21 protein-coding genes are annotated in these 24,607 nt (G+C 72.1%); 17 read left to right on the forward strand and 4 right to left on the reverse strand.

Annotation, left to right across the window (positions count from 1 at the left end; translation table 11 throughout):
* The first annotated feature begins 141 nt into the window (after window positions 1-141).
* The 5 genes from LWC33_RS04990 to LWC33_RS05010 are packed head-to-tail and all read left to right on the forward strand — an operon-like array spanning window position 142 to window position 4,640.
* Window positions 142-1,593 carry an aldehyde dehydrogenase gene (locus LWC33_RS04990; RefSeq protein ID WP_233303018.1) on the forward strand — a complete coding sequence of 484 codons (1,452 nt, stop codon included), beginning with the start codon at window positions 142-144 and terminating at the stop codon, window positions 1,591-1,593.
* Entirely contained in the window at window positions 1,590-2,393 is an 804-nt protein-coding gene (locus tag LWC33_RS04995; protein ID WP_233303019.1) for a crotonase/enoyl-CoA hydratase family protein, read from the forward strand. Before LWC33_RS04990 ends, LWC33_RS04995 begins: the two co-directional genes overlap by 4 nt.
* The gene (locus LWC33_RS05000) at window positions 2,393-3,577 is read left to right on the forward strand and encodes a thiolase family protein (protein WP_233303020.1); all 1,185 of its coding nucleotides are present in this window, start codon (window positions 2,393-2,395) and stop codon (window positions 3,575-3,577) included. The genes LWC33_RS04995 and LWC33_RS05000 overlap by 1 nt, the downstream gene beginning before the upstream one ends.
* Window positions 3,574-3,987 (forward strand): Zn-ribbon domain-containing OB-fold protein, encoded by a 414-nt coding sequence (locus LWC33_RS05005; RefSeq protein WP_233303021.1) that lies wholly within the window; start codon window positions 3,574-3,576, stop codon window positions 3,985-3,987. The genes LWC33_RS05000 and LWC33_RS05005 overlap by 4 nt, the downstream gene beginning before the upstream one ends.
* Before the next feature lie 47 nt (window positions 3,988-4,034).
* Window positions 4,035-4,640 carry a TetR/AcrR family transcriptional regulator gene (locus LWC33_RS05010; protein WP_233303022.1) on the forward strand — a complete coding sequence of 202 codons (606 nt, stop codon included), beginning with the start codon at window positions 4,035-4,037 and terminating at the stop codon, window positions 4,638-4,640.
* A gap of 20 nt (window positions 4,641-4,660) precedes the next feature.
* On the opposite strand, the gene LWC33_RS05015 is transcribed toward LWC33_RS05010, so the two are convergent.
* From LWC33_RS05015 to LWC33_RS05025, 3 genes are all read right to left on the reverse strand, one after another.
* Window positions 4,661-5,263, reverse strand: coding sequence for a TetR/AcrR family transcriptional regulator (locus LWC33_RS05015; RefSeq protein ID WP_233303023.1), 603 nt, complete (start codon window positions 5,261-5,263; stop codon window positions 4,661-4,663).
* A gap of 121 nt (window positions 5,264-5,384) precedes the next feature.
* On the reverse strand, window positions 5,385-6,446 hold the full coding sequence (locus LWC33_RS05020; protein ID WP_233303024.1) for a 2-oxoacid:ferredoxin oxidoreductase subunit beta: 1,062 nt from the start codon (window positions 6,444-6,446) through the stop codon (window positions 5,385-5,387).
* On the reverse strand, window positions 6,443-8,359 hold the full coding sequence (locus LWC33_RS05025; RefSeq protein ID WP_233303025.1) for a 2-oxoacid:acceptor oxidoreductase subunit alpha: 1,917 nt from the start codon (window positions 8,357-8,359) through the stop codon (window positions 6,443-6,445). Before LWC33_RS05025 ends, LWC33_RS05020 begins: the two co-directional genes overlap by 4 nt.
* A 349-nt stretch (window positions 8,360-8,708) precedes the next feature.
* Between LWC33_RS05025 and LWC33_RS05030 the strand changes: the two genes are divergently transcribed.
* Window positions 8,709-11,120, forward strand: coding sequence for a CaiB/BaiF CoA transferase family protein (locus LWC33_RS05030; RefSeq protein ID WP_233303026.1), 2,412 nt, complete (start codon window positions 8,709-8,711; stop codon window positions 11,118-11,120).
* A gap of 83 nt (window positions 11,121-11,203) precedes the next feature.
* Here the strand turns inward: LWC33_RS05030 and LWC33_RS05035 are convergent, their stop codons facing one another.
* Window positions 11,204-11,992: an SDR family NAD(P)-dependent oxidoreductase gene (locus LWC33_RS05035; protein WP_233303027.1), complete on the reverse strand. Its 789-nt coding sequence runs from the start codon at window positions 11,990-11,992 to the stop codon at window positions 11,204-11,206.
* A 109-nt stretch (window positions 11,993-12,101) separates the two neighbouring features.
* Here LWC33_RS05035 and LWC33_RS05040 point away from each other — a divergent pair, with 109 nt between their 5' ends.
* The 11 genes from LWC33_RS05040 to LWC33_RS05090 all read left to right on the forward strand — a co-directional run bounded on the left by LWC33_RS05040 (window position 12,102) and on the right by LWC33_RS05090 (window position 24,572).
* The gene (locus LWC33_RS05040; protein ID WP_233303028.1) at window positions 12,102-13,355 is read left to right on the forward strand and encodes a cytochrome P450; all 1,254 of its coding nucleotides are present in this window, start codon (window positions 12,102-12,104) and stop codon (window positions 13,353-13,355) included.
* 180 nt (window positions 13,356-13,535) lie between these two features.
* A complete protein-coding gene (locus tag LWC33_RS05045) occupies window positions 13,536-14,396 on the forward strand; it encodes an SDR family NAD(P)-dependent oxidoreductase (protein WP_233303029.1) in 861 nt (286 codons plus the stop codon).
* Between the two features lie 34 nt (window positions 14,397-14,430).
* Window positions 14,431-14,652 carry a ferredoxin gene (locus tag LWC33_RS05050; protein ID WP_233303030.1) on the forward strand — a complete coding sequence of 74 codons (222 nt, stop codon included), beginning with the start codon at window positions 14,431-14,433 and terminating at the stop codon, window positions 14,650-14,652.
* A gap of 84 nt (window positions 14,653-14,736) precedes the next feature.
* Window positions 14,737-15,705 (forward strand): PDR/VanB family oxidoreductase, encoded by a 969-nt coding sequence (locus LWC33_RS05055; protein ID WP_233303031.1) that lies wholly within the window; start codon window positions 14,737-14,739, stop codon window positions 15,703-15,705.
* Between the two features lie 121 nt (window positions 15,706-15,826).
* The gene (locus LWC33_RS05060; RefSeq protein WP_233303032.1) at window positions 15,827-17,020 is read left to right on the forward strand and encodes an aromatic ring-hydroxylating oxygenase subunit alpha; all 1,194 of its coding nucleotides are present in this window, start codon (window positions 15,827-15,829) and stop codon (window positions 17,018-17,020) included.
* On the forward strand, window positions 17,017-18,000 hold the full coding sequence (locus LWC33_RS05065) for a GNAT family protein (RefSeq protein WP_233303033.1): 984 nt from the start codon (window positions 17,017-17,019) through the stop codon (window positions 17,998-18,000). Before LWC33_RS05060 ends, LWC33_RS05065 begins: the two co-directional genes overlap by 4 nt.
* 13 nt (window positions 18,001-18,013) lie before the next feature.
* Window positions 18,014-18,754: a Zn-ribbon domain-containing OB-fold protein gene (locus LWC33_RS05070; RefSeq protein WP_233303034.1), complete on the forward strand. Its 741-nt coding sequence runs from the start codon at window positions 18,014-18,016 to the stop codon at window positions 18,752-18,754.
* 10 nt (window positions 18,755-18,764) lie between these two features.
* Window positions 18,765-19,943, forward strand: coding sequence for a thiolase C-terminal domain-containing protein (locus tag LWC33_RS05075; RefSeq protein WP_233303035.1), 1,179 nt, complete (start codon window positions 18,765-18,767; stop codon window positions 19,941-19,943).
* Window positions 19,944-19,991: 48 nt separating this feature from the next.
* Window positions 19,992-21,509: a class I adenylate-forming enzyme family protein gene (locus tag LWC33_RS05080; RefSeq protein WP_233303036.1), complete on the forward strand. Its 1,518-nt coding sequence runs from the start codon at window positions 19,992-19,994 to the stop codon at window positions 21,507-21,509.
* Between the two features lie 121 nt (window positions 21,510-21,630).
* The gene (locus tag LWC33_RS05085; protein ID WP_233303037.1) at window positions 21,631-23,181 is read left to right on the forward strand and encodes an aldehyde dehydrogenase family protein; all 1,551 of its coding nucleotides are present in this window, start codon (window positions 21,631-21,633) and stop codon (window positions 23,179-23,181) included.
* Window positions 23,182-23,336: 155 nt separating this feature from the next.
* Complete coding sequence (locus tag LWC33_RS05090; RefSeq protein ID WP_233303038.1) at window positions 23,337-24,572, forward strand: cytochrome P450; 1,236 nt, start codon at window positions 23,337-23,339, stop codon at window positions 24,570-24,572.
* The last annotated feature ends 35 nt before the right edge of the window (window positions 24,573-24,607 follow it).

Consider the following 24,607-nt stretch of genomic DNA (forward strand, 5'->3'; position numbering starts at 1 on the left):
CGGCCCCCGCACCGGCCGCCCGGCCTCGCGGCGTCGAGAACTTTGATAGTGAGACAGAAAACGTTGCGTGTCTCGAACCTGCCTCGTTACGGTCCGGGAGCCGGGCCGCACGGAGGCGGCACGCGGAACGGAGAACGACCAGTGGAAGCGACCCTCGACCGGCCCGCCTTGTTCGTCGGGGGCGACTGGCGCACCCCGGCGGATGCCGAGGTCACCCAGGTCCTCGAGGCCGCCACCGGGAAGCCGCTCGGGACCGCCGCCCTGGCCGCGTCGGCCGACGTCGACGCCGGCGTGGCGGCCGCACGCGAGGCCCTGCGCGGTCCGTGGGGCCGGACGACGGGTGCCGAGCGGGCCGAGGTGATGCGCCGATTCGCCGCGGCGCTCAAGGCCCGGGGCCGCGACACCGCTCAGCTGGTCAGCCGCGAGAACGGCATGCCGCGGGCGCTGTCGGTGGGCGCCAACGGGTTCGCCCCGGCGATCATGGTTGACTACTACGCCGGGCTGGCCGCGGGGCTGGACGCCGAGGACGTGCGCCACGGTCCCCTAGCGCGCACCCGCGTCCGCCGCGGGCCCGTCGGCGTCGTCGCGGCGATCACCCCCTGGAACTACCCGCAGGCCCTCGCCGCGATGAAGCTCGCGCCGGCGCTGGCCGCGGGCTGCACGGTCGTGCTCAAGCCGTCGCCGGAGACCGCGCTCGACGCCCACGCCTTCGCGGACGCGGCCCTGGAGGCCGGGCTGCCGCCGGGAGTGCTGAACGTGATCCCGGGCGGCCGCGAGGCCGGGGCGTACCTGGTGGAACACCCGGGCGTGGACAAGGTGGCGTTCACCGGGTCCACGGCGGCCGGGCGCGCGATCGGGGAGGTCTGCGGGCGGCTGCTGCGCCCGGTCACCCTGGAGCTCGGCGGGAAGTCCGCGGCCCTCGTCGCCGAGGACGCCGACCTGGACGTCTTCCTCGCGGCCCTGCCCGAGGTGTCGTTGGCCAACAACGGCCAGACCTGTCACGCGAGCACCCGGATCCTGGCGCCGCGCTCGCGCTACGCCGAGATCGTGGACGCGGTGACGGACACCGTGAAGGCGCTGCGCGTCGGTGACCCGCTGGAGAAGACCACCCAGATCGGGCCGCTGGTCAGCGCGGCCCAGCGCGAGCGGGTGCTCGCCCATGTCGACGCCGGTCGTCGGAGCGGAGCGCGCCTGACGGCCGGCGGATCCATCCCCGCCGACCTGCCCGAGGGCTGGTTCGTGGAGCCCACCGTGTTCGCGGACGTCGAGAACACCAGCCCGATCGCGCGCGAGGAGATCTTCGGGCCCGTCCTGGTCGTGACGCCCTACTCGGACGAGGACGAGGCCGTCGCGCTGGCCAACGACTCCGAGTACGGCCTCGGCGGCACCGTCTGGACCACCGACCAGGAGCGCGGCGAGGCCCTGGCCGCGCGGATCGAGACCGGCACGGTCGGCGTCAACCACTACGCGCTGGACGTCCTGGGCCCGTTCGGCGGGGTCAAGGCCAGCGGGCTGGGGCGTGAGCTCGGACCCGAGGGCCTCACCCCGTACGTCGCGCTGAAATCCGTCTACCTGCCCCCGGAGGCCCGATGACCAGCCCGGACACGACCACCGAGCCCGCCGCGCTCTTCGAGCGCAGGGGCCACGTCGGCGTCGTCACACTGAACCGGCCCAAGGCCATGAACGCGGTGAACGCCGCGCTGTCGATCGCCGCGGGCGCCGCGCTCGAGCAGGCGCAGCAGGACCCCGAGGTGCGCGTCGTGGTGATCACCGGCGCGGGCCGCGGGTTCTGCGCGGGCGCGGACCTCAAGGAGCTGGCCAGAGGCAACCGGATCGACGACCGCGAGCACCCCGAGTGGGGCTTCGGCGGCATCGTCCAGCACTGGATCGGCAAGCCCACGATCGCGGCAGTGAACGGCTACGCGATGGGCGGCGGCACGGAGATCATGCTGTCCTGCGACCTGGCGGTGATCGACGAGACGGCCTCGCTCGGGCTGCCGGAGGTCAAGCGCGGGCTCTTCGCCGCCGCCGGTGGCGTCATCCGGCTGCAGCGCCAGATCCCGCTGAAGATCGCACTCGAGACGATCCTGACCGGCGAGCCGATGTCGGCCGCTCGCGCCTACGAGCTGGGCCTGGTCAACCGGATCGCGCCGCAGGGCACGGCCGTCGACGTCGCGCTGGAGCTGGCGGAGGTCGTCGCGGCCAACGCCCCGCTCTCGGTGCAGCAGAGCAAGCGGGTGGTGCACGAGACCTGGTCGGCCGGCTCGGACTGGGGCCCGGAGACCTGGGCCATCAACCGGGACGCGGTGAAGGTCGTGTTCACCAGCCGGGACGCCAAGGAGGGCCCCACGGCCTTCGCGGAGAAGCGCGATCCGGTCTGGGAGGGCCGCTGATGACGGGAGCCGCGATCGCCGGTCTCGGGCTGACCGAGATGGGCAAGGTGTACGGGCGGTCCTCGACCTCGCTCGCCGCCGAGGCGGTCCGGCTCGCCGTCGCGGACGCGGGGCTGGGCCTGAGCGACCTCGACGGGCTGCTCGTCAGCGCCGGCGTGAAGCAGGACGTCAACGTCAACCTCGCCGCCGTGCTCGGCCTGCACGACCTCGTGGTGCTCAACCAGGTCAACGCCTACGGGGCCACCGCGGGGGTCATGGTGGCGCAGGCCGCGCAGGCGATCGCCGCGGGTGCCGCGACCACCGTGGCCTGCGTGTTCGCCGACACCCCGCTGAAGCCGAAGCAGTCGGCCGGCGCGGCCTGGGGCTCCGGGGCGAAGCGGCCCGGGGCTGCGAAGGGCCTGCGCGGCATGGCCGGTTGGTCGGTGAACTCCGGCGCGACCAACCCGAACATCCTCTACGCGCTCTGCGCCCGGCGGCACATGGAGCGCTACGGCACCACCTCCGCGCAGCTCGCCGAGATCGCCGTCGCCCAGCGGGCGTGGGCGGTGCACAACCCGCTCGCCCAGATGCGCGAGCCGCTCACGGTGGCCGACCACCAGGCGTCGCGCTGGATCGCCGATCCCCTGCACCTGCTGGACTGCTGCCTGGTCAGCAACGGAGCGGTCGCGGTCGTGGTGACCGCGGCGGACCGCGCGGCGTCGCTGGCGAAGCCGCCGGTCCACGTGTGGGGGTACGGCCAGGCGCACGCCCCCCGCCGCATGCACGCCGGGTCGGACTGGGGGCTGGTCACTCCCGCGGGGAGGTCCGGCCCGGCGGCCATGCGCATGGCCGGCATCGGGGTCGACGACGTCGACGTCGCCGAGCTCTACGACTGCTACACCTACACGGTCCTGGTCACGTTGGAGGACTACGGCTTCTGCGCCAAGGGCGAGGGCGGGGCGTTCGTGTCCGACGGCCGGCTCGCGCCGGGCGGGAAGCTGGCCTGCAACACCGGCGGCGGGCAGCTGTCGTCGTACTACATGTGGGGCTTCACGCCGCTGTCCGAGGCCGTGATCCAGGCCCGCGGCGACGGGGGAGCCCGCCAGGCGCCGCGCAACGACGTCGTCCTGGTCAGCGGCAACGGCGGGATCCTCGAGCACCACTCCACGCTGGTGCTGAGTCCACACGAGAGGAAGGCGTCGTGAACGGCAGCTTCCCCCTGGTCGAGGGGGACGAGCCGAGTGCGGCCTTCTACGACGCGGCGGCCCGTGGCGAGCTGCTGATGCAGCGCGGCCCGTCCGGCACCGTGCTGCCGCCCGAGGCACGCACCGACCCCGACAGCGGCTCGGCCGACCTGGAGCCCGTCGTCGTGTCGGGGGAGGGCACCCTGGTCAGCTGGGTCGTGGTGCACCAGGCGCCGCTGCCGGCGCTCGCGGACGCCGTGCCCTACGTCAGCGCCGTCGTCGAGCTGGCGGAGGGGCCGTGGTTGATGGTCCGGCTGCTCGCCGACGACCCGGCCGCGCTGCGTGCCGGCGCGCAGGTCCGGGTGCGTTTCGTCCCGTCGGGCTCCGAGGAGGAGCCGGGCGAGCTCCTGCCCGTGTTCGAGCCGGTCTGAGCCGTGCCGACCGGTACGCTGACGGTCCGAACGGCGGGGGGATGAACGTGGGACGAGGACGGGGGCCCTTCGCGGGCGGCCCGGAGCAGGCGCGGCGCCGGCTGGTCGCCGCGGCGGAGGAGTGCTTCCTCGCCTACGGCGTGCAGCGCACCACGATGGACGACATCGCCAAGCGCGCCGGCGTCTCGCGGCCCACCGTCTACCGGTACTTCGCCGACCGCGACGCGCTGATCGTCGAGGTCGTGTCCCGGCGCTCGCGGGCCTTCAGCGGGCATGCACGCGAGTTCATCGACAGCCGCACGACCTTCGCCGACAAGCTGGTCGACGGGCTGGCGTTCCTCATCGAAGGCGGCCGCAAGGACCCGATCCTGAGGGCCCTGCTGCGGCCGGAGAACCTCGGCGCGGCCAGTGGGATCCTCACCTCGAGCAACGTGGCGGAGAACCTCACCTACGAGATCTGGGAGCCCATCCTGTCGGCCGCCCAGGCCGCGGGGGAGATGCGCCCGGAGGTCGACCTCCACGAGCTCTGCGCGCTGATGGCCGACCTCGAGCTGATGATGGTCAGCCGCGAGGACCTGTTCGACCCCGACGGGCCCACGGCCCGCGACCTCATCGGGGACTTCCTGCTTCCGGCGCTCGCGCCCGCGGGCTGATCCCGCGGGCGCGAGCCTGCTCAGCTCGCCCGGACCGCGCCGCGGTCGTACTCCACGGCCTGGTGCAGCGCGGGCACCACGAACCGCTCCATGAGCCGCCGGTGGGAGGGGTCCTCCGCGCCGAGTCGCCCGATGCGGCCCACCAGGATCAGCTCGACGAAGGTCAGCCAGGCGCAGAAGCGGTCGACGTCGAGGTCGGCACGGACCTCTCCGGACTCTTGCGCCTCCCGCAGGATCGGGCTCCAGAGCTCGGCGGTGAGGTCCGTGGCCAGCTTCGGCGTGTCGCTGACCCGGTTCGCGACCTCGAGGAACTCGAGGCTGACCAGCTGCAGGACCATGGGGTCCCGCCGCCCGCTGTCCACCAGGAAGATCATCCCGTCGACGAGCTTCGCGTCGATCGTGGACCGGGTGTCGATGAACCGCCGGGCCCGGTCCAGCAGGTCCCGGGCCCGAGCGAGCAGGACGCCGGTGATCAGGTCGTCCCGGGTCGCGTAGTGCCGGTAGACGGTGGGGCGGGAGACGCCGGCCTCGCGCGCGACGTCGTCCATCGTCGTCTTCGTGATGCCGAGGCGGAGGTAGCAGGACTCCGCGGCGAGCAGGATCGCCGTGGCCGGGTCGGTCACCCGGGCACGTGGCGCCCGCTTCCGTCCTCCTTCGGAGCCCTTGGTCATCGCCTTCCCCCTCCGTGCGCCCGTCGACGCTACCGGACCGGGTCCGCCGGACCTGTCTGTGACAGTCCCCATATCAGGCGATGGTCCAGGTGTCGCGGCCGTGGAGCAGGGCCTGCAGGTCCGCGTTCGGATCGGCGTCCTTGGCCTGTTGGACCTGGGCGCGGGCGGCGTCGTCGTAGGTGGGGCGGTCGACGTCGCGGAAGACGCCGGTGACGGTGTGGTCGAGGTCCTGGTCGGACAGCCGGGACAGGGCGAAGGCCAGTTCGAGGTTGGTGGCGTCGTGGGTGACGATGTCGGCGGGGTCGAAGCTCGCGCCGTCGACGACCTCGAGCCCGAAGCCACGCTGGACGACGGCGTACTGGCCGAGTCCGTCCTCGCCGGCCGGGCCGAAGCGGATCGGCTCGCCGTGGCGAATTGGGATGAGCCGTTGGTCCTTGGTCTCGGGCTTGCGGAGCAGGTCGAAGGAGCCGTCGTTGAAGATCGGGCAGTCCTGGAAGATCTCGACCAGCGCCGAGCCGCGGTGTGCGGCGGCGGCGCCGAGGATCTCGGTGAGGCCCTTGCGGTCGGAGTCCAGCGCCCGCCCGACGAACGACGCTTCGGCGCCGAGGGCCAGCGAGATCGGGTTGAAGGGGTGGTCGAGCGAGCCCATGGGGGTGGACTTGGTGACCTTCCCGACCTCGGATGTCGGGCTGTACTGGCCCTTGGTCAGCCCGTAGATCCGGTTGTTGAACAGCAGGATCTTGAGGTTGACGTTGCGGCGCAGGGCGTGGATGAGGTGGTTGCCGCCGATGGACAGCGCGTCGCCGTCGCCGGTGACGACCCAGACCGACAGGTCGGGGCGGGAGACGGCCAGGCCGGTGGCGATGGTCGGGGCGCGGCCGTGGATGGAGTGCATCCCATAGGTGTTCAGGTAGTACGGGAAACGGGAGCTGCAGCCGATGCCGGAGACGAACATGGTGTTCTCGCGCTTGATGCCCAGGGTGGGGAGGAACTGGCGCACGGCGGCGAGGACGGCGTAGTCGCCGCAGCCGGGGCACCAGCGGACCTCCTGGTCGGAGGTGTAGTCCTTGGCGGTCTGCTTCGCGTCCGTCGTCGGGACCAGGGCGAGACCCGGCATTCCGAGGTCGGTGGTCATGCGTGGGCCTCCTGCCGCGCGGTGTCCGCCTGTTCAGGGCTGCTGAGGAAGTCGGGGTCGACGTACTCGAGGAACACGTCCTGCAGCTCCTCGGCCTTGAACGGCAGCCCGGACACCTTCGTGTAGGACTTCGCGTCGACCAGGTAGCGGCCGCGCAGCAGCAGGGCGAGCTGGCCGAGGTTCATCTCCGGCACCAGCACGGTCCGGTAACGGCTCAGGATCACGCCGAGGTTGGCGGGCATGGGATTGAGGTGGCGCAGGTGTGCCGTCGCGACGGCGTGCCCGAGCGCGCGGACGCGGCGGGCGCCGGCCTCGATCGGGCCGTAGGTGGAGCCCCAGCCGATCACGAGCAGTTCGGCGTTGCCGTCGGGGTCGTGGACCTCGACGTCGGGTACGTCGATCCCGTCGATCTTGGCCTGGCGGAGCCGGACCATCCGGTCGTGGTTGTCCGGGTCGTAGGAGATCGAGCCGCGCCCGTCGGCCTTCTCCAACCCGCCGACCCGGTGCTCCAGCCCCGGGGTGCCCGGGATGGCCCACGGGCGGGCCAGGGTCTCGGTGTCGCGCAGGTAGGGCCAGAACTCCCCGGAGCCGTCCGGGGCGTTGGGCTCGGTGGCGAACTGCGGGTCGACCGACTCCAGGGTGGAGGCGTCGGGCACCTTCCACGGCTCGGAGCCGTTGGCCAGGGCGCCGTCGGACAGCACGATCACCGGGGTCCGGTACTGCACGGCGATCGCGGCGGCCTCGACCGCGGCGTGGAAACAGTCCCCGGGCGAGCGAGGGGCGATGATCGGCAGCGGGGCCTCGCCGTTGCGCCCGAACATCGCCTGCAGCAGGTCGGCCTGCTCGGTCTTCGTGGGAAGGCCGGTGGACGGGCCGCCGCGCTGCACGTCGATCACCAGCAGCGGCAGCTCCAACGCCACCGCGAGCCCGATGGTCTCGGACTTCAGCGCGATCCCCGGACCACTGGTCGTGGTGACGCCCAGACTGCCACCGAACGACGCGCCGAGGGCGGCGCCGACGCCGGCGATCTCGTCCTCGGCCTGGAAGGTGGTCACGCCGAAGGCCTTGTGGCGGGAGAGCTCGTGCAGGATGTCCGAGGCCGGGGTGATCGGGTACGTGCCCAGGAACACGGGCAGCCCGGTCGTCCGGCCCGCGGCCACGATTCCGTAGGCCATCGCCGTGTTGCCCGTGATCTGCCGGTAGGTCCCCGGCGCGAGCCGGGCGGGCGCCACCTCGTACGTGACCGCGAACGCCTCGGTCGTCTCCCCGTAGGCGTGCCCGGCCCGGAAGGCCAGGATGTTCGCCTCGGCGATGTCGGGTTTCTTCGCGAACTTCTCCCGCAGGAACCGCTCGGTCCCCTCGTGCGGGCGGTGGTACATCCACGACAACAAGCCCAGGGCGAACATGTTCTTCGCCCGCTCGGCGTCCTTCTTGCTCAGCCCGGTCTCCTCCAGCGCACCCCGGGTGAGGGTGGCCATCGCGACGGGATGGACCTGGTAGTCCTCGAGCGAGTCGTCCTCCAGCGGGTTCCCGGAGTAGCCGACCTTCGTGAGGTTGCGTCTGGTGAACTCGTCGGTGTTGACGATCAGCACCCCGCCGTGGGGCAGGTCGCCGATGTTCGCCTTGAGCGCGGCCGGGTTCATCGCCACCAGCACGTCCGGCCGGTCACCCGGGGTCAGGATGTCGTAGTTGGCGAAGTGCAGCTGGAACGACGACACGCCCGGGAGGGTGCCGGCAGGGGCGCGGATCTCGGCCGGGTAGTTCGGCAGCGTCGACAGGTCGTTGCCGAAGGTCGCGGTCTCCGAGGTGAACCGGTCCCCCGTGAGCTGCATCCCGTCGCCGGAGTCACCCGCGAACCGGATCACCACCCGGTCCTTGGCGCGGACCTCGGGGCCCGCCTGGTTCGTCGTCACGTTCGTCCTCCTCGGCGGCGACCGCCGGTGGGGTGATGAGGGGCCGGAGGTCGCGACGCGGTGTGACACGCACGGGGCCGATTGCCGCCGCGGACTCCAACCTAGTACCGTTAGAAACAGATTACGTCATCTGTATCAACGATGAGAGGATGGCCGTGGTCACTCTGTATCGCTCGCTCGTCCGGCTGATCGGCCGGCCGACCCCACCGGCCACCGGCCGCGTGTGGCCCGGCTGTGGGCACGGTCCGCAGCGCCGCCGCAGACGGGCGGCCCGGCACGCGCTCCGCTGAGACGCGCTCGCTCCCATGACAGCACACGGCGGCGGCCCCGCCGGGACCGGAAGGGTGCCATGACGGACAGGTCGGCTCCGACGTTCCCCCTGCGCGCGTTGCGCGTCCTCGACCTGACCGAGGGGGCGGCCGAGTCCTGCGGCCGCTTCCTCGCCGACCTCGGTGCCGAGGTCGTGCGCGTGGAGCCGCCGGGCGGGTCGCCCGGCCGGCGCGACGCCCTCGGCTTCGCGCTGCGCAACGCCAACAAACTCGGTGTGGTCCTCGACCTCACCGATCCCGCCGGCCGGGCGGAGCTGCTGCGCCGGGCCCGGCACGCCGACATCGTGCTGGAGTCGTTCGGCGGACCGGAGGCGCGCGCCCTGGGCCTCACCCCGGAGGACCTCCACGCCGCCAACCCCGCCCTCGTCGTCGTGTCGATCACCGACTTCGGTCGCACCGGCCCGTGGGCCGACCGGGTGGCGACCGAGGACGTGCTGGCCGCGGCCGGCGGTGTGCTGTCGCGCTCCGGCCTGCCGGGCAGCACGCCACTGCTGCCGCCGGTCGGACTCGTCGGGCAGACCGTCGGCGTCCACGCGGCGTGGGCCACCTTGGTCGCCTACGTGAAGCGGGTCCGCACGGGGCGGGGTGAGCACGTCGACGTCTCGGCCTTCGAGGCGGTGGTGCACGGCTTCGACCCCGGCTTCGGCACGCAGGGCTCGGCTGCCGCCGGCCGGTCCGAGACCTTCCCGAGGGACCGTCCCGACGCGGCCAACTACTACCCCGTCTACCCGTGCGCCGACGGGCACGTCCGGATCTGCCTGCTGGCCAAGCGGCAGTGGCGGGCCATGTTCGAGTGGCTCGGCGAGCCGGCGGAGTTCGCGCACCCGCGCTACGACACCATCCCCGCCCGGTTCGAGGCGTCGGACAGGCTGAACCCGCTGATCGCGGCCCTGTTCGCCGACCGGACCCGCGAGGAGCTCACGCTCGAGGGGAGCCGCCGCGGCATCCCGGTCGCCGGGATGCTGACCCTCGACGAGGTGCTGGAGGCGGACCACTTCACCCTCACCGGCACCCTGGTCGACACCGAGCTCGGCGAGGGGCTGCGGGCACGGGTGCCCACCGGGTACGTGTCGATCGACGGCGTCCGCGCGGGTCTGCGGACCCCGGCGCCCCGGCCCGGGGAGCACGACGCCCTGCTCGCCGACCGCAGCGAGGCCCGCGAGGAGCCGGACCTCGGGCTGTCCGCCCTCGGCGAGGGGGCGCGGCCGTTGGCCGGGCTGCGGGTGCTCGACCTCGGAGTGATCGTGTTCGGCGCCGAGCTGAGCCGGTTGTTCGCCGACCAGGGCGCGGACGTGATCAAGGTCGAGAACTCGGCTTTCCCCGACGGCCTGCGTCAGACCCGCAAGGGCGGGGGCATGAACGCCTCGTTCGCCTGGGGGCAACGCAACAAACGGGGCCTGGGCCTGGACCTGCGCAGCGCGGAGGGCAAGCGGCTGTTCCGCGAGCTCGTGGCGCAGGCGGACCTGGTGGCGGCGAACTTCAAGCCGGGCACGCTGGAGTCGCTGGGCTTCTCGCACGCCGAGCTCGTCGAGATCAACCCGCGGATCGTCGTGTCGGACAGCAGTGCTTTCGGCGGCCGCGGCCCCTGGCGCACGCGCATGGGGTACGGGCCGTTGGTGCGGGCCTCGTGCGGGGTCTCCGCGCTCTGGCGCGACCCCGACCGCGACGCGAGCGACCCGGCCGCCTTCTGCGACGGCTCGACCGTCTACCCCGATCACGTCGCCGGGCACGTCGGCGCCGTCGCGGCGCTCGCGGCGCTGATCGGGCGGGGTGCGGACGGGCCGGGGCGGGCCGTGGAGGTCGCCCAGGCGGACGTCGCCGTCGTCGCGCTCGGACCGACCCTGGCGCGCGCCTCGCTGGAGCCCGGGAGGGTGGGCGCGGAAGGCAACTCCCGCACGGGCGTCGCGCCCGCCGGCGTCTTCCCCTGCGCCGGCGACGACGAGTGGTGCGTGATCGAGGTGCGGGACGACGAGGACTGGCGGCGGCTGGTGGAGGCCACGGGGCTCCCCGACGAGCCGGACCTCCGCACGCTCGACGGCCGGCTCGCCCACCGCGAGGAAGTCGAGAAGCGGCTCGCGGAGTGGACCGCCGACCGAGCTCCGGAGGAGGTGGCGGAGCTGCTGCAGACGGTCGGCGTCCCCGCCGCGGGCATGCTCCGGCTGCCCGACGAGCTGACGCACCCGCAGCTGGTGGCGCGCGACTCCTTCCACACCCTCGCGCACCCGATGCTGTCCGCGCCGGTTCCGGCCGCGGCGCGGATCGCCCGGTTCTCGAGCATCGCCGACCCCGATCAGGGTCCCGCCCCGACACCGGGGGAGCACACCCGCGAGATCGCCCGCACCCTGCTCGGCCGCGGGGACCGGGAGATCGACGCCCTCGTCCGGTCCGGTGTCCTGCAGCCCCCGTCCGACGACCCCGCACTGCCGGCCTGAGAAGCCCTGGACGGCGCTCCCGCTCGTCGCTCGTGAGCGGGAGCGCCGCTGGTCAGGCCCGATGTTCGCTCCGCAGGCTTCGCTCAGTGCCCCGACATCCCGCCGTCGACGGCGAGGGTCGTGCCGGTGACGTAGCTCGACGCGGGCGAGGCGAGGAAGAGCATGGCCGCGTCCATCTCGCGTTGCGTGCCGAGGCGGTGGAGCGACCCGGTGGCGAGGAACCGGTCGAGCCACTCCTCGGGCATCTCGGCATTCATGTCCGTGGCGACGAAGCCGGGGGCGAGGGCGTTCACGCGGATGCCGCGCCGCTCCGTCCACTGGTGCGCGAGGTCGCGGGTCAGCCCGATCATGCCCGCCTTGCTGGCGGCGTACGCGGCCTGCGGCAGTACGGACTTCACCAGGCCGAGGACGCTGGCCACGTTGACGACGCTGCCGCCCCGCTCCATGACCCGCGCGCACGCCGTGGCCAGCTGGTACGCGGCCACGAGGTTCACGTCGATCACACGCCGGAAGTCCGCCGGGTCCTCCTTCAGCGCAGGGGAGACGGTGCTGATCCCGGCGTTGTTGATCAGAACGTCGAGCCGGCCGAACTCCGCGACCGCCGCCTGCGCCGCGGCCTCGCAGGCCGCCGGATCCGTCACGTCCGTGGCGACCGGGAGCGCCCGGCGGCCGCGCTCCCGTACGGCGGCCGCGGTCTTCTCGAGCCCGTCGGCCCGCCGCGCGGCGAGAACGACGTCGGCCCCGGCCTCGGCCAGCGTACAGGCGAACCCGGCGCCGAGGCCGCCGCTGGCGCCGCTGACCAGGGCTACCCGCCCGTCGAGCCGGAACAGGTCCAGCACGGAGCCGGCGCTGGCGGGCGGGATCTCGCGCACGGGTCCTCCTGGGTCTCGACGTCGTTCACCCGTTCGGTTACGTTACCAGCTGACACATCTCGTCGTTTGTAAAGTCAGCGAGTCACAGGCGACCCGACAGGAGAGTGCCATGCCCACCACGCGTGCGGACGTCAGACCGGATCTCGTGGTCGACTTCGACATTTACGACCCCGCGCTCACCATGCCGGTCGACCGGATGCAGGAGCGGACCGCGGAGCTGGCCAAGGTCGGGCCGATCGTCTGGTCGCCGGCGTACGGGGGCCACTGGCTGGTCACCGCCTACGACGAGGTCCACGAGATCCTCAGGGACCCGGCGACCTTCTCCAGCTACCCGAACAACCTCGTCGACGCCGGCCAGGGCAAGTTCCTGCCGATCGAGCTGGACCCGCCGGAGCACACCTCGTACCGGCAGGCCCTGCAGCCGCTGTTCAACCCGACCCGGATGCGGGCGCTCGAGCCGCGGATCCGCGAGCTGGTCGTCGAGCTGATCGAGAAGTTCCAGGGCGCGGGCAGGGTCGAGTTCGTGGAGGAGTTCGCCCACGAGCTGCCCACCACCGTGTTCCTCGCGCTGATGGGCTGGCCGCTCGAGGACGCGCCGATGTTCACCGAGGCCACCGAGATCGCGATGAACGGCAAGCCGGGTGACACCCCGGAGCAGGCCGTCGCCTCCCGGACCGAGGCCGCCATGCAGATGTTCGGCTACTTCATGCAGATCATCCACACGCGGCGGGCCGCCGCCGAGGCGGGTGAGGAGCTCGACGACATCACCACCGCCGTGATGAAGACCCGGATCAAGGACGCCGAGGGGGTCGAGCGCGATCTCACCGACGACGAGCTCGCGCGGATGTTCTTCCTGCTGCTCATCGCCGGCCTGCACACCGTCCAGGGAACGTTGTGCTGGATGATGCTGCACCTCTCGACGAACACCGACCAGCGGGACACGGTGATCGCCGACGCGGACGCCATCCCTGCTGCGGTCGAGGAGGTCCTGCGCTACGAGTCGCAGATCGCCATGGGCCGCCGCGCGGTGCGCGACGTCGAGATCGGCGGCGTGACGATCAAGGCCGACGACCAGCTGCTGCTCCTGCTCTGCTCGGCCAACCGGGACGACTCGCAGTTCGCCGACCCGCAGTCGTTGCAGGTCGACCGGACCCCGAACCGGCACCTGGCCTTCGGCTCGGGTCCGCACCGGTGCATCGGCTCGCACCTGGCCCGCGTGGAGCTGCGGATCGCCATGGAGGAGATCCACAAGCGCATCCCGGACTACCGCCTGGACCCGGAGGACCCGGCCGTCGTGCTGCCGAGCCAGGTGCGCGGGTTCGCCCGGCTGCCGCTGCTCTTCACGCCCGTCACGTCGTCCTGAACGAGCGTTGACGGAGCAGAACCTAACGCTATAAGGTGCGGCGGTCGGAAACGCCGCACCGCGAATCGATCACCATTCCCCGGTGGGTCGGCGCGCGATTTCCGCCGCCGCCCCGTTCGCTCGCACCGAGCGGCCCGGGCCGCGGATCCCATCCGCTGGACGTCTCAGGGAGGACACGTCATGGCGAGGCTCGAGAACAAGGTCGCGATCATCACCGGTGCGGGCTCGGGGCTGGGGCGCCAGTCGTCGCAGCTGTTCGCCGCCGAGGGCGCCAAGATCGTCGTGATGGACATCGACGGCGACCGCGCCGACGCGACCGTCAAGCTGGTGAGCGAGCAGGGCGGCACCGCGGTGGCGGTCCAGGCCGACACCACGGTCGAGGCCGACGTGGAGCGCACGGTGCAGACCGCGCTCGACGAATTCGGCAAGATCGACATCATGTGGGCCAACGCGGGCATCGTGTCCCGCGGCGGTGTGCCGAGCGTTGCGGGCGGCGAGCACATCGAGTTCGAGGACTACGCGCTCGAGGACTGGAACCACGTCATCACGACGAACCTGACCGGTCCGTTCCTGTGCGCCAAGCACGTCACGAAGACGTTCCGCGAGCAGGGCCACGGCGTCATCCTGGTGACGTCGTCGGCGGCGTCGATGCAGGCCTACCACCAGATCCCGTCCTACTCCGCGAGCAAGGCCGGCGTGAACGCCATGGTGCGCGGTCTGGCGCTGGACCTGGGCAAGTACGGCATCCGGGTCAACGCGATCGCGCCGACCCACGGCATGTCGCCGAACTTCCTCATGGAGGCCGGCGCCCCGGTGGTCGGCCAGTCCTACGAGGAGGTCGCGGGCCCCTGGGACAAGAGCGTGACCCCAATCCCGCTCAAGCTGGACCGCCCGCCGTCGCTGCTCGACAACGCGAAGATCGCGCTGTTCCTGGTCTCCGACGACGCCGCGTACACCTCCGGCCAGGTCATCTCCTCCGGCGACGGCGGCACCATGGGTCGGGTCGCCATCTGGTTCCCCGAGGACCTGGGCCAGGCCTGAGCTCACCACCAGGAACGACCGGGGAGGACCCGAGATGGACCGGTACCTGACGGTCGATCGCGGCGCCTGCGCCGGGCACGGCCTCTGCTACGGGGCCGCGCCCGAGATCGTGGACTGCGACGACCAGGGAGACCCGATCATCCTGACGGAGCCCGTGCCCGACGGGATGGTCGGCCAGGCCGAGCACGTCGTGGACATCTGCCCCGAACGGGCGCTGGCCCTGCAGGAGTCACTGCAGGAGTCGCCGTCCGCCTGACCGGGCGCGTGGCAGCAGGTTCGTGAGGGCCGGACCGCCCGTGGGAGCCCGCGGGCGGTCCGGTCGTGTCGGAGGAGTCAATCCGTGAGCAGGACGACCGGAGCACCCGAGCACGAGATCGACGTCGAGGTGACGGCGCGCGAGGCGGTCGCCGACGGCGTCGTCCGGCTGACCCTGCGCCCCACGGCCGGGACCGAGCTGCCGGAGTGGGATCCGGGCGCGCACCTGGACCTCGATCTCGCCCCGGACCTCGTGCGGCAGTACTCGCTGTGCGGGGACCGGCACGACCGTGGGTGTTACCAAGTGGCCGTGCTGCGCGAACCCGCAGGGCGTGGAGGGTCCGCCCACGTGCACGACGCCGTGGGGGTCGGACGGGTGCTGCGCGTGCGCGGCCCGCGCAACAACTTCGCCCTCGAGTACTCGCCGCGCTACTTGTTCGTCGCCGGCGGCATCGGCATCACGCCGATCGTGCCGATGATCGCCGAGGCGGAGAAGGCGGGCGCGGACTGGCGGCTGGTCTACGGCGGCCGGACCCGGGCGTCCATGGCCTTCCGCGACGAGCTCGTCGAGCGGTACGGCGACCGCGTGTCGCTCCAGCCGCAGGACGAGGTCGGGCTGCTCGACCTCGAGACCCTGCTGGGTGCGCCGAGCGGAGACACGCTGGTCTACTGCTGCGGCCCCGAGGCCCTGCTCAAGGCGGTCGAGGAGCGCTGCGCGGCGTGGCCGTCCGGCGCCCTGCACGTCGAGCGGTTCGCGCCGAAGGAGATCCCGAGCACGGCCGAGGACGGCTCGTTCGAGGTCGAGTTCGCGCAGTCCGGGGTCACGGTGACGGTGTCGCCCGGTGTCAGCATCGTCGACGCCGCGGCGGAGGCGGGCGTGACCATCGAGACGTCCTGCCGGGAAGGCACCTGTGGCACCTGCGAGTCCGCCGTCCTCGGCGGGGTGCCCGAGCACCGCGACTCGCTGCTCACGCCGGAGGAGCAGGCGGAGAACGACGTGATGTTCCCCTGCGTGTCCCGCGCGGCCTCGCCGAAGCTGGTCATCGACCGCTGAACGTGCAGGCGGCAGGCAGGTTTGAGCGCGCCCCTCGCGTGGTAAACCTTAAGCCTGTAGGATTACGACCGAACGACTTCCCGAGCCGCGGCGCAAGGGCGCGCGGAGCCAGGAGGCGACGATGACCATCCAGGACGTCGAGCAGCAGGAGCGGAGGCCCCACGCCCCGCGCAACGACCGGATCCGGCGGGCGCTCGACCACATCCGCAACGACAGCACGGACGAGTTCGACGGCGTCAACGGCTTCACGGCCGAGGAGTTCGTCGACCCGGAGATCGCCCGCCGCGAGCGCGACGCGGTCTTCGGGCGCGTGCCCTCCATCGTCTGTCACGGCAGCGAGATCCCGAAGCCCAACGACTTCCTCACGCTGCAGATGCCACGGAACAAGATCATCGTCGTCCGGCAGAAGGACGGCTCGGTCAAGAGCTTCGTGAACCTCTGCCGGCACCGCGGAGCGCTGCTGGAGGAGCAGGAGAAGGGCCGCTGCCGGTTGTTCTCGTGCGGCTACCACCGCTGGTCCTACGACACGGACGGGTCGCTGCGGGCGATCACGCGGGACAACACGTTCGGCGAGATCGACCGCTCGCAGTTCGGGTTGATCGAGCTGCCCACCGAGGAGCGGCACGGCTTCGTCTGGGTGGTCGACGACGCCGACGCCGAGATCGACGTCGCCGCCTGGCTCGGTCCGGACATGGACGAGATCCTGGGCGGATACGGCATGGACACGCTGGTCTCCGCCCGCGCGGAGGGCTTCGACGAGCCCGTGAACTGGAAGATCATGCAGGACGCGTTCCTGGACGGCTACCACATCCAGTACGCGCACCCGAACACCGCGGCCAAGCACATCCACACCAATGTCATGGCGGTCGAGGACTTCGGGCGGCACGCCCGGTTCATCGCGCCGCGCAAGACCATCGACAAGTTCCTCGAGGAGACTCCGGCGCCGGACGAGGACCTGTCGAAGTACGTCACCGAGACGCACTTCCTGCTGCCCAACAGCACGCTGTTGCGCCAGCCGGACCACTTCGAGCTGCTCACGTTCCGCCCGCACCCCACGGACCCGGGCCGGTGCCGGATGGAGATGCGCCTGGTCGTGCCCACGGTCGAGGACTCCGGCATGGGCTCCGAGCGCTGGAACCGGATCTGGGACAAGAACTGGAAGATCCTGCTCGCCGTGCTGCACCAGGAGGACTTCCCGCTGCTGCGCAGCTCGCAGGCGGGCATGACGAGCGCGAACGCGGGCGGCATGGTCCTGGGCCGCAACGAGTACGTGAACCAGATCTTCCACCGCGAGCTGAAGAAGCTGACCTCATGATCGACTTCGAGTGGTACCCGGCGGGCGGGGAGGGTTTCCCACCCGAGGTCGAGGCCGAGTTGCGCGAGATGCTGCACGAGGCCGCCGAGGCGGACGCCGAGGCGGGCTTCCCGCAGCTCTCCCTCGACGACGACACGGAGCCCGGCACGACCCAGCTCCTCGTCTGGCTGCTGCCGGACGAGCGCTCGGGCCGCAACGTCCCGCTCGCCCCGAGCCTAGCCGCCTACCTGCGCGTCGAGCCGTTGCAGGGCGAGGATGCCGGCATCGGCGAGGTGTCGTACGTGGTGCGGCCGGACTACCGGTCGCGCGGCATCACCACGCTGCTCGTCGAGAAGGTCGGCCTCGAGCTCGGGCAGTCGGACGGCTGGTGCGGGACCGGTGTGCGGGCGCTGAAGGTGTGGGCGCGCGGCAACCACCCCGCCGCGCTGCGGATGTCGCTGCGCTTCCGCCGCTACGGGATCAGGACGGCCCTGCGCCGCTGGCAACTGGTGATACCGCTGCGGGCGGGGCGCGAGATCGACCCCGGGGCCGAGCCCGGTGGGCCGCAGGCGCGCGAGGCCACCACGACGGCCGAGCGCGTCGCCGCGGCCGAGCTGTGGACCGCGAGCGGGCGACGGCACCAGCCGCCCGCGGACGCGGAGCTGCTGGTCAGCGGTCCTGCGGAGGCACCGGACGGAGCGGTGTGGATCGATCCCGACTCCGGCGAGCCGACCGAGTGGGGTGCCGCGGGCCGGCTGGTCGCGGTGATCACCCGGGACGGCGACCGTGAGCACGAGGACGACCCCCTGGTGCGAGCCCTGCTCGTCGCGGGCCTGGAACGGCTGCGCGACGCGGGAGTCCGCGCCGGGATGGTGACGGTCGACGCGCAGGATCGTCCGCTGGTGCACGAGGCCCGAAGCCTCGGACTGATGCACGACCAGACGGACGTGCAGTACACGGTGACCAACACGGCGACCGAGCCTCGTTGGGCCCTCCGGTGAACGAGGAGACAGGGTGACCGCGAAGGAGTTCCCGGGCGTCCCGGCGGACCTGGTCGAGGTCGTCGAGCGGCACGGCCACGCCGTCGCCGCGGGCGACAACGCCACGGTGCTGGCGGACTTCCGCCCGGACCGGGTCGGGCAGCTGCTGGCCTCGGCCCGGCCGCCGAAGGGCATGCACTCCGCTGAGCTGCTCGACGTCGAGCCGGGCCCGGACGGTCTGTTCTCCGCCTTCATCCGCTACACCGGGACCGGCGGCGAGGAGGTCTTCCGGTCACGGTGGATCCAGCTCGACGGCACGTGGCGGGTCACGCAGGTCCGGAACGTCCCGGACACCCCGCCGCGCACGTCGATGGCGCACCCGTCGGACGACGGGCTCGACGCGCCGCACTGGGAAGGCCTGCGTCGCGGCGAGCTGCGGATGCAGCACTGCCCGCACTGCGACCGGTGGACCTGGTCGCCGCGGCCGATCTGCCCGGGCTGCCACGCGACCGACCTCGAGTGGCCCGTGGTGGACCCGGTCGGCCGGATCTACTCCTGGACGCGGACCTGGCAGCCCTTCTCGCCGGAGGTCACCGGCCACCTGCCCTACGTGGTGGTCGTGGTCGAGCTGCCCGGCGCGGGCAACCGCCGCCTCCTGGGCGTCCTGCTCGACGGCGACGGCGCGGACGTGCGCATCGGCGCGGAGGTCAAGGGCGAGATCGAACCCGCCGCGGACCCGGAGGGCTACCCGCTGCTCCGCTGGCGACTGGTGTGAGGGACGACAAATGACAAGCAGGGACCGCGCCTTCCGCGGCGCCACGGCCGTGGTCGGGATCGCCAACACCCCGTTCCACAAGCGCGGCACGGCGACCCGGACCTCGGCGCAGCTCACGTGCGAGGCGATCCTGGCCGCCGCGGCGGACGCGGGGATCGACGCACACGACATCGACGGCTTCGTCTCCTACGCCAACGACGACAACGAGGGCCTCGCGATCGGCGCCGCCCTGGGCGCCAGGGAGATCCGCTGGTCGACGATGGTGTGGGGCGGCGGAGGCGGCGGGGTGGCCGCGGCCGTCAACGCGGCGTCGGCCGCGGTCGTCTCCGGCCAGGCGGACATGGTGTGCGTATACCGCGGCATCTCCGAGGCCGACGCCGGGCGGCAGAGCTACAGCAAGGGGCACATGGGTCCGCTGCTCTCCGGGCACGGCGTGTTCGCGCCGGCCCAGATCTGCGCCCTGCGCACCCAGCGGATGCTCGAGGTCGACGGGGTCCCGGCCTCGGCGATGAAGGCGCTGGTCCAGGCTGCGTACCACCACGCCCAGAACAACCCCGACGCCGTGGCGTACGGCAGGCCGCTGGACCCGGCGGTGTACGACGACGCCCGCTGGATCTCCGAGCCGTTGCGCCTCTACGACTGCTCGCGGGAGAACGACGCGGCGGGTGCCGTGCTCGTCACCACCGCCGAGCGGGCCCGGGAGCTGCGGCAGAAGCCCGCGTACGTGCTGTCCGGCGTGCAGGGCGCCGGGCCGGACTGGTCGGAGTCGGTCGAGAACGACCTGGCGTACACCAGCGCCGGCTTCCACCCGGCCATGGTGGCGCGGCTGTGGGAAGGCGCCGGCGTGAAGCCCGGCGAGGTCGACGTCGTGCAGGTCTACGAGAACTTCTCCGGGCCCGCGGTCGCGTCGTTGATCGACTTCGGCTTCGTGCCGAACGGACCGGACGCCGGCCGCGTCATGCAGTTCGAGAACCTCATCGCCCCGACGGGCTCGCTGCCGCTCAACACCGCGGGCGGCAACATCGCCGAGGGGTTCGTGCACGGTTTCGGGCTGATCGTCGAGGCCGTGCGGCAGATCCGCGGCACCTCGCCGAACCAGGTGCCCGACGCGGCCCTGTCGCTCCTGCTCGGGGGCCCGATGGCCCCGTCCGTCGGCGCCACGTTGTTCGGCTCCGACGCCGTGCTCTAGATCCTTCCCAACCCGGACGTACGCGACGACGCGTGAGGAGACCCCACCATGGCCACGTCGGTCGGATCCGCCCTCCACTGGTGGGCCCGCACGAAGGGCGACCACACGGCCCTCGTCTTCGGCGAGGACACCGTGGACTACCGCACCCTGCGGGACTGGTCCGGCGCCGTCGCGCGGTCCCTGCACGAGCGCGGCGTGGCCGAGGGCGACCGCGTCGGCCTGCTGGGCGGCAACACCCCCGAGTGGGCCGCCGTGGCGCTGGGGGTGATGAAGGCAGGGGCCGTGCTCGTCCCGTTGAACCCCCGGCTCGTCGGCGCCGAGCTGCACAAGCTGCTGCAGGACTCCGGGGCGCGGGTGGTCGTGGCCGACCCGCAGTTCGCGGCCATGCTGGACCAGGCCCGGGAGCTCGGCAGCAGCGTCGAGACGATCCCGTTGCCCGAGTTCGCCGCGCTGCGCGGAGCCGGCCACGAGGAGTTCCGGATCGACCGGGACCCGGCCGAGCCGGTCGCGCTCCTGTTCACCAGCGGCTCCACGGGCCTGTCCAAGGGCGTCATCTGCACCAACCGCACACTGCTCGACATCGTCTTCGAGGCGTCGCTGTGCGAGGAGGGACTGCGGCCCGGCGGCAGCAGCCTGCTCCTGCTCCCGCTGTGCTTCACGCCGGGTCTGGTGTGGGGCCTGGTCATGCAGGTCGTGCTCGGCGGGACGCTGGTCGTCGAGGCGCAGCTCGACCCCTCGCGGGCGGTGCGCCAGCTCGACCGGCACAAGATCGAGACGATCTTCGGGGTTCCGCTGATCTACGAGGTGATGGCAAAGGCACCGGAGTTCGCCGACGCCGACCTGTCGCACCTCAAGACCGCGGTGGTCGGTGGCGCTGCGGTGTCCGTGCCGCTGCTGGAGGCGTGGGGGAGCAAGGGCGTGAAGCTCCGCCAGATCTACGGCATGACCGAGGCGGGCGGGGTCGCGACGGCCACCTGGCCGTCGGAGGCGGATACGCACCCCGACTCCTGCGGCAGCGGCTCGGCGTTCACCGAGATCAAGGTCGTGCGGTCGGACGGGAGCGAGTGCGACCCCGGCGAGCAGGGCGAGGTCCTGCTCAAGGGACCGGGCGTCTCGCCCGGGTACTGGCAGGACCCGGAAACCACGGCCCGGGCCTTCCGGGACGGCTGGCTGCACAGCGGTGACCTGGGCGTCCGCGACGCCGAGGGACGGCTGACGTTCGTCGACCGGATGAAGGACCTGATCATCTCCGGCGGGATCAACATCTCGCCGGTGGAGATCGAGGCCGTGATCAGCCGGATCCCGGGCGTGCGCGAGGTGTCGGTGATCGCGGCGAAGGACGACCGGTTCGGCGAGACGCCCGCGGCGATCGTCACCGCGGACGACGGCGTGACCGAGGCGGCGATCATCGAAGTCTGCGGGGCGCAGATGGCCGACTACAAGGTCCCGCGCTACGTGGTGCTGCGTCGCGACGACCTGCCGCGCCTGCCCAGCGGCAAGATCTCGAAGCGGGCGATCCGGGACGAGTACTCGGACGTCTCCGAGCGCTACGCGAAGGTGCGCTGACCAGCGGGGATCGTTCACCCGCACGGGGCTTATGAGACAGATTGACGTATCGCGTCATTCATATCTACCCTGCCCCCTCGAGAGCCGGCACCGACGTCGGCGCGGACCTCACGGAGGCGCGATGAGCACGGCGACGGAGTCGAGACCGACCGGCGAGGGGGCGGCCGGTCCGCGGCTGGACGTGCACTGCCCGGCCGACGGTCGGCTCGTCGGCTCCGTGCCCGCGCAGGGCCCCGCCGAGGTCGGCGCGGCCGCGGCGGCCCTGCGTGCGGCACAGCCCGCCTGGGAGGCGCTCGGGCCGGCCGGTCGCAGCCGCCACCTGCTGCGCTGGCTGGACTGGTTGCTGGACAACGAGCGCCGCATCCTGGAGCTCGTCCAGGCCGAGGCGGGCAAGTCCTGGTCGGACGCGGCGATCGAGATGACCGTCGCCGTGGACGTGATCAACTACTTCACGGCGAACGCCGAGCGCTTCCTCGCGGACCGGAAGGTCAAGCCGGCCGGGATCGCGAACAAGGCGCGGCGGCTGCGCGTCCAGGCTCGGCCGCACCAGCTCGTCGGCCTGATCACGCCGTGGAACGGGCCGCTGGGCGGGCCGATGATGGACGTCGTCGGTGCGCTCGTCGCGGGAGCGGCGGTGCTGAGCAAGCCCTCCGAGGTGGTCCCGCTGACCTGGGTCGAGGTCGTCAGGGGCTGGGGCGAGATCGGCGCCCCGCCGGTGCTCGCCTGCATCACCGGGGACGGCGTGGCCGGGGCCGCCGTCGTCGACGAGGTCGACATGGTCATGTTCACCGGCTCCGTGCGCACCGGCCGGACGATCGCCGTGCGCGCCGCGGAGCGGCTGATCCCGTGCAGCCTCGAGCTCGGCGGCAAGGACGCGATGATCGTGCTCGCCGACGCGGACGTCGAGCGGGCCGCGGGCGGCGCGGTCTGGGGCGCGATGATGAACGCCGGCCAGGCCTGCGTGTCGGTCGAGCGCGTCTACGTCGAGGCCCCCGTGTACGACGAGTTCGTCGCGAAGGTCGTGGAGAAGGTGAAGGCGATCCGGCAGGGCATGGACGCGCCGGGTTCCTACGCCACCGAGATCGGCGCGATGGTCACGCCGGCGCAGGCGGACATCGTGGAACGGCACGTGGCAGACGCAGTGGCGAAGGGTGCGCGTGTGCTCGTCGGGGGGAAGCGGAACGGGGCGTACTTCGAACCCACCGTGCTCGTCGACGTCGACCACTCCATGGCCTGCATGCGCGAGGAGACCTTCGGGCCGACGCTGCCGGTCATGAAGGTCGCCGACGCCGACGAGGCGGTCCGGCTGGCCAACGACTCCGACTACGGGCTCAGCTCCAGCCTCTGGACGCGCGACCGCCACCGGGCGGACCGGCTCTCGCGCCGGATCGAGGCGGGTTCGGTGTCGGTCAACAACACCGTCATCGCCACGTTCCAGACGCCGGTGCCGATGGGCGGGTGGAAGCAGTCCGGGCTCGGGACGCGGTTCGGCGGCGCGAACGGGGTGCTCAAGTACTGCCGCCAGAAGTCGGTCGTCGAGGAGCGGATCGCGCTGCGGGCCGAGCCGAATTGGTATCCCGTCGTGCCCGCGAAGAGCGAGCTCATGGCGAAGGTCGTGCGGTTCCTCGGCGCCCACGACTGGCGCCGGAAGCTCGGCCGCCCGACCGCCTGACCAGCACGAACGTCGTCGAGTGTGGCGCTTGACACCTCAGAACCTAGGTGTATAAGGTTTCTGCCGACGGTGGCGCTCCCACCCTCCCGAACGCACCTGCCGAGACGCTTCCGGCAGTGCTCCTCCCTGCTCAATGCCGACAGGAGAGTCCCACCATGACCACGAGCCTGACCTCGGTCCCCGAGCACCTGAAGACCGACTTCGACATCTACGACCCGGCGCTGACGTTCCCCACCGACCGGATCAACGAGAAGGTCCGCGAGATCGCGGACCGGTCGCCGCTGGTGTACTCCGAGAAGTACGGCGGCCACTGGATCGTCACCCGGTACGAGGAGATCCACGAGGTGCTGCGGCACCCCGAGACCTTCTCCAGCTTCCCCAACAACCTCGTGCCGCACGGCGCCGGCAAGTTCCTCCCGCTGGAGGTCGACCCGCCGGAGCACACCGCCTTCCGCAAGGCCCTGCAGCCGCTGTTCAACCCCACCCGCATGCGGGCCCTGGAGCCGCGGATCCGGGAGATCGTCAACGAGCTGATCGACGGGTTCGCCTCCCGCGGGTCCGCCGAGTACATCTCGGAGTTCGCGCACGAGCTGCCGGCGCGCGTGTTCCTCGCGCTGATGGATTGGCCGCTCGACGACGCGCCGATGTTCACCGAGGCCACCGACACCACGCTGCGCGGCGTGCCGGGCGGGACCGAGGAGGAGAACAACGCCGCCCGTGAGGCCGCGGCCGGGCGGCTGTTCGCCTACTTCGCCGGCGTCGTCGCCGACCGCCGTGCGCGCGGGCCGGAGGCGGAGGACATCACCGCGAAGATCGTGCACCAGTCGATCGAGCTCGACGGGCAGGTCCGCCCGCTCACGGACGAGGAACTGTGCAACATGTTCTTCCTCCTGCTGATCGCCGGCCTGCACACGGTGACCGGCACGCTCGCCTGGTCCGTGCTGCACCTGGCCGACCGGCCGGACGAGCGGCAGCGGCTGATCGACGACCCGTCCTTGATCCCGGCTGCGGTCGAGGAGATGCTGCGGATCGAGGCCGCGGTGTCCCCGGGCCGCCGCGTCCGGCACGACACCACCCTCGGCGGGATCGAGCTCAAGGAGGGCGACCAGCTGCTCCTGGTGCTCGCCGGGGCGAACCGGGACGGGCGCGAGTTCGACGACCCGGACGTCGTCCACATCGAGCGCACGCCGAACCGGCACCTGTCCTTCGGCTCCGGCCCGCACCGCTGCCTCGGGTCGCATCTCGCGCGCGTCGAGCTGCAGTTGGTGTTCGAGGAGCTGCACAAGCGCATCCCGGACTACCGCATCGACACGGAGAAGCAGGTCGTCTCGCACCCCAGCCAGGTTCGCGGCGTCCTGGAGCTGCCGATCCTGTTCACCCCGGAGCGCTGACCCCCGCAGCGCCGACCCCGCAGCGCTGACACCCC

Source organism: Pseudonocardia terrae, from assembly GCF_021343995.1.
Lineage (GTDB): Bacteria > Actinomycetota > Actinomycetes > Mycobacteriales > Pseudonocardiaceae > Pseudonocardia > Pseudonocardia terrae.

What these genes read in the sequence shown, in the direction of transcription:
- LWC33_RS05045 (WP_233303029.1), top strand. Translation starts at nt 13,536, where the DNA reads ATGGCGAGGCTCGAGAACAAGGTCGCGATCATCACCGGTGCGGGCTCG.
- LWC33_RS05090 (WP_233303038.1), top strand. Translation starts at nt 23,337, where the DNA reads ATGACCACGAGCCTGACCTCGGTCCCCGAGCACCTGAAGACCGACTTC.
- LWC33_RS05000 (WP_233303020.1), top strand. Translation starts at nt 2,393, where the DNA reads ATGACGGGAGCCGCGATCGCCGGTCTCGGGCTGACCGAGATGGGCAAG.
- LWC33_RS05040 (WP_233303028.1), top strand. Translation starts at nt 12,102, where the DNA reads ATGCCCACCACGCGTGCGGACGTCAGACCGGATCTCGTGGTCGACTTC.
- LWC33_RS05080 (WP_233303036.1), top strand. Translation starts at nt 19,992, where the DNA reads ATGGCCACGTCGGTCGGATCCGCCCTCCACTGGTGGGCCCGCACGAAG.
- LWC33_RS05085 (WP_233303037.1), top strand. Translation starts at nt 21,631, where the DNA reads ATGAGCACGGCGACGGAGTCGAGACCGACCGGCGAGGGGGCGGCCGGT.
- LWC33_RS05075 (WP_233303035.1), top strand. Translation starts at nt 18,765, where the DNA reads ATGACAAGCAGGGACCGCGCCTTCCGCGGCGCCACGGCCGTGGTCGGG.
- LWC33_RS05065 (WP_233303033.1), top strand. Translation starts at nt 17,017, where the DNA reads ATGATCGACTTCGAGTGGTACCCGGCGGGCGGGGAGGGTTTCCCACCC.
- LWC33_RS05060 (WP_233303032.1), top strand. Translation starts at nt 15,827, where the DNA reads ATGACCATCCAGGACGTCGAGCAGCAGGAGCGGAGGCCCCACGCCCCG.
- LWC33_RS04995 (WP_233303019.1), top strand. Translation starts at nt 1,590, where the DNA reads ATGACCAGCCCGGACACGACCACCGAGCCCGCCGCGCTCTTCGAGCGC.
- LWC33_RS05030 (WP_233303026.1), top strand. Translation starts at nt 8,709, where the DNA reads ATGACGGACAGGTCGGCTCCGACGTTCCCCCTGCGCGCGTTGCGCGTC.
- LWC33_RS05020 (WP_233303024.1), bottom strand. Translation starts at nt 6,446, where the DNA reads ATGACCACCGACCTCGGAATGCCGGGTCTCGCCCTGGTCCCGACGACG.
- LWC33_RS05050 (WP_233303030.1), top strand. Translation starts at nt 14,431, where the DNA reads ATGGACCGGTACCTGACGGTCGATCGCGGCGCCTGCGCCGGGCACGGC.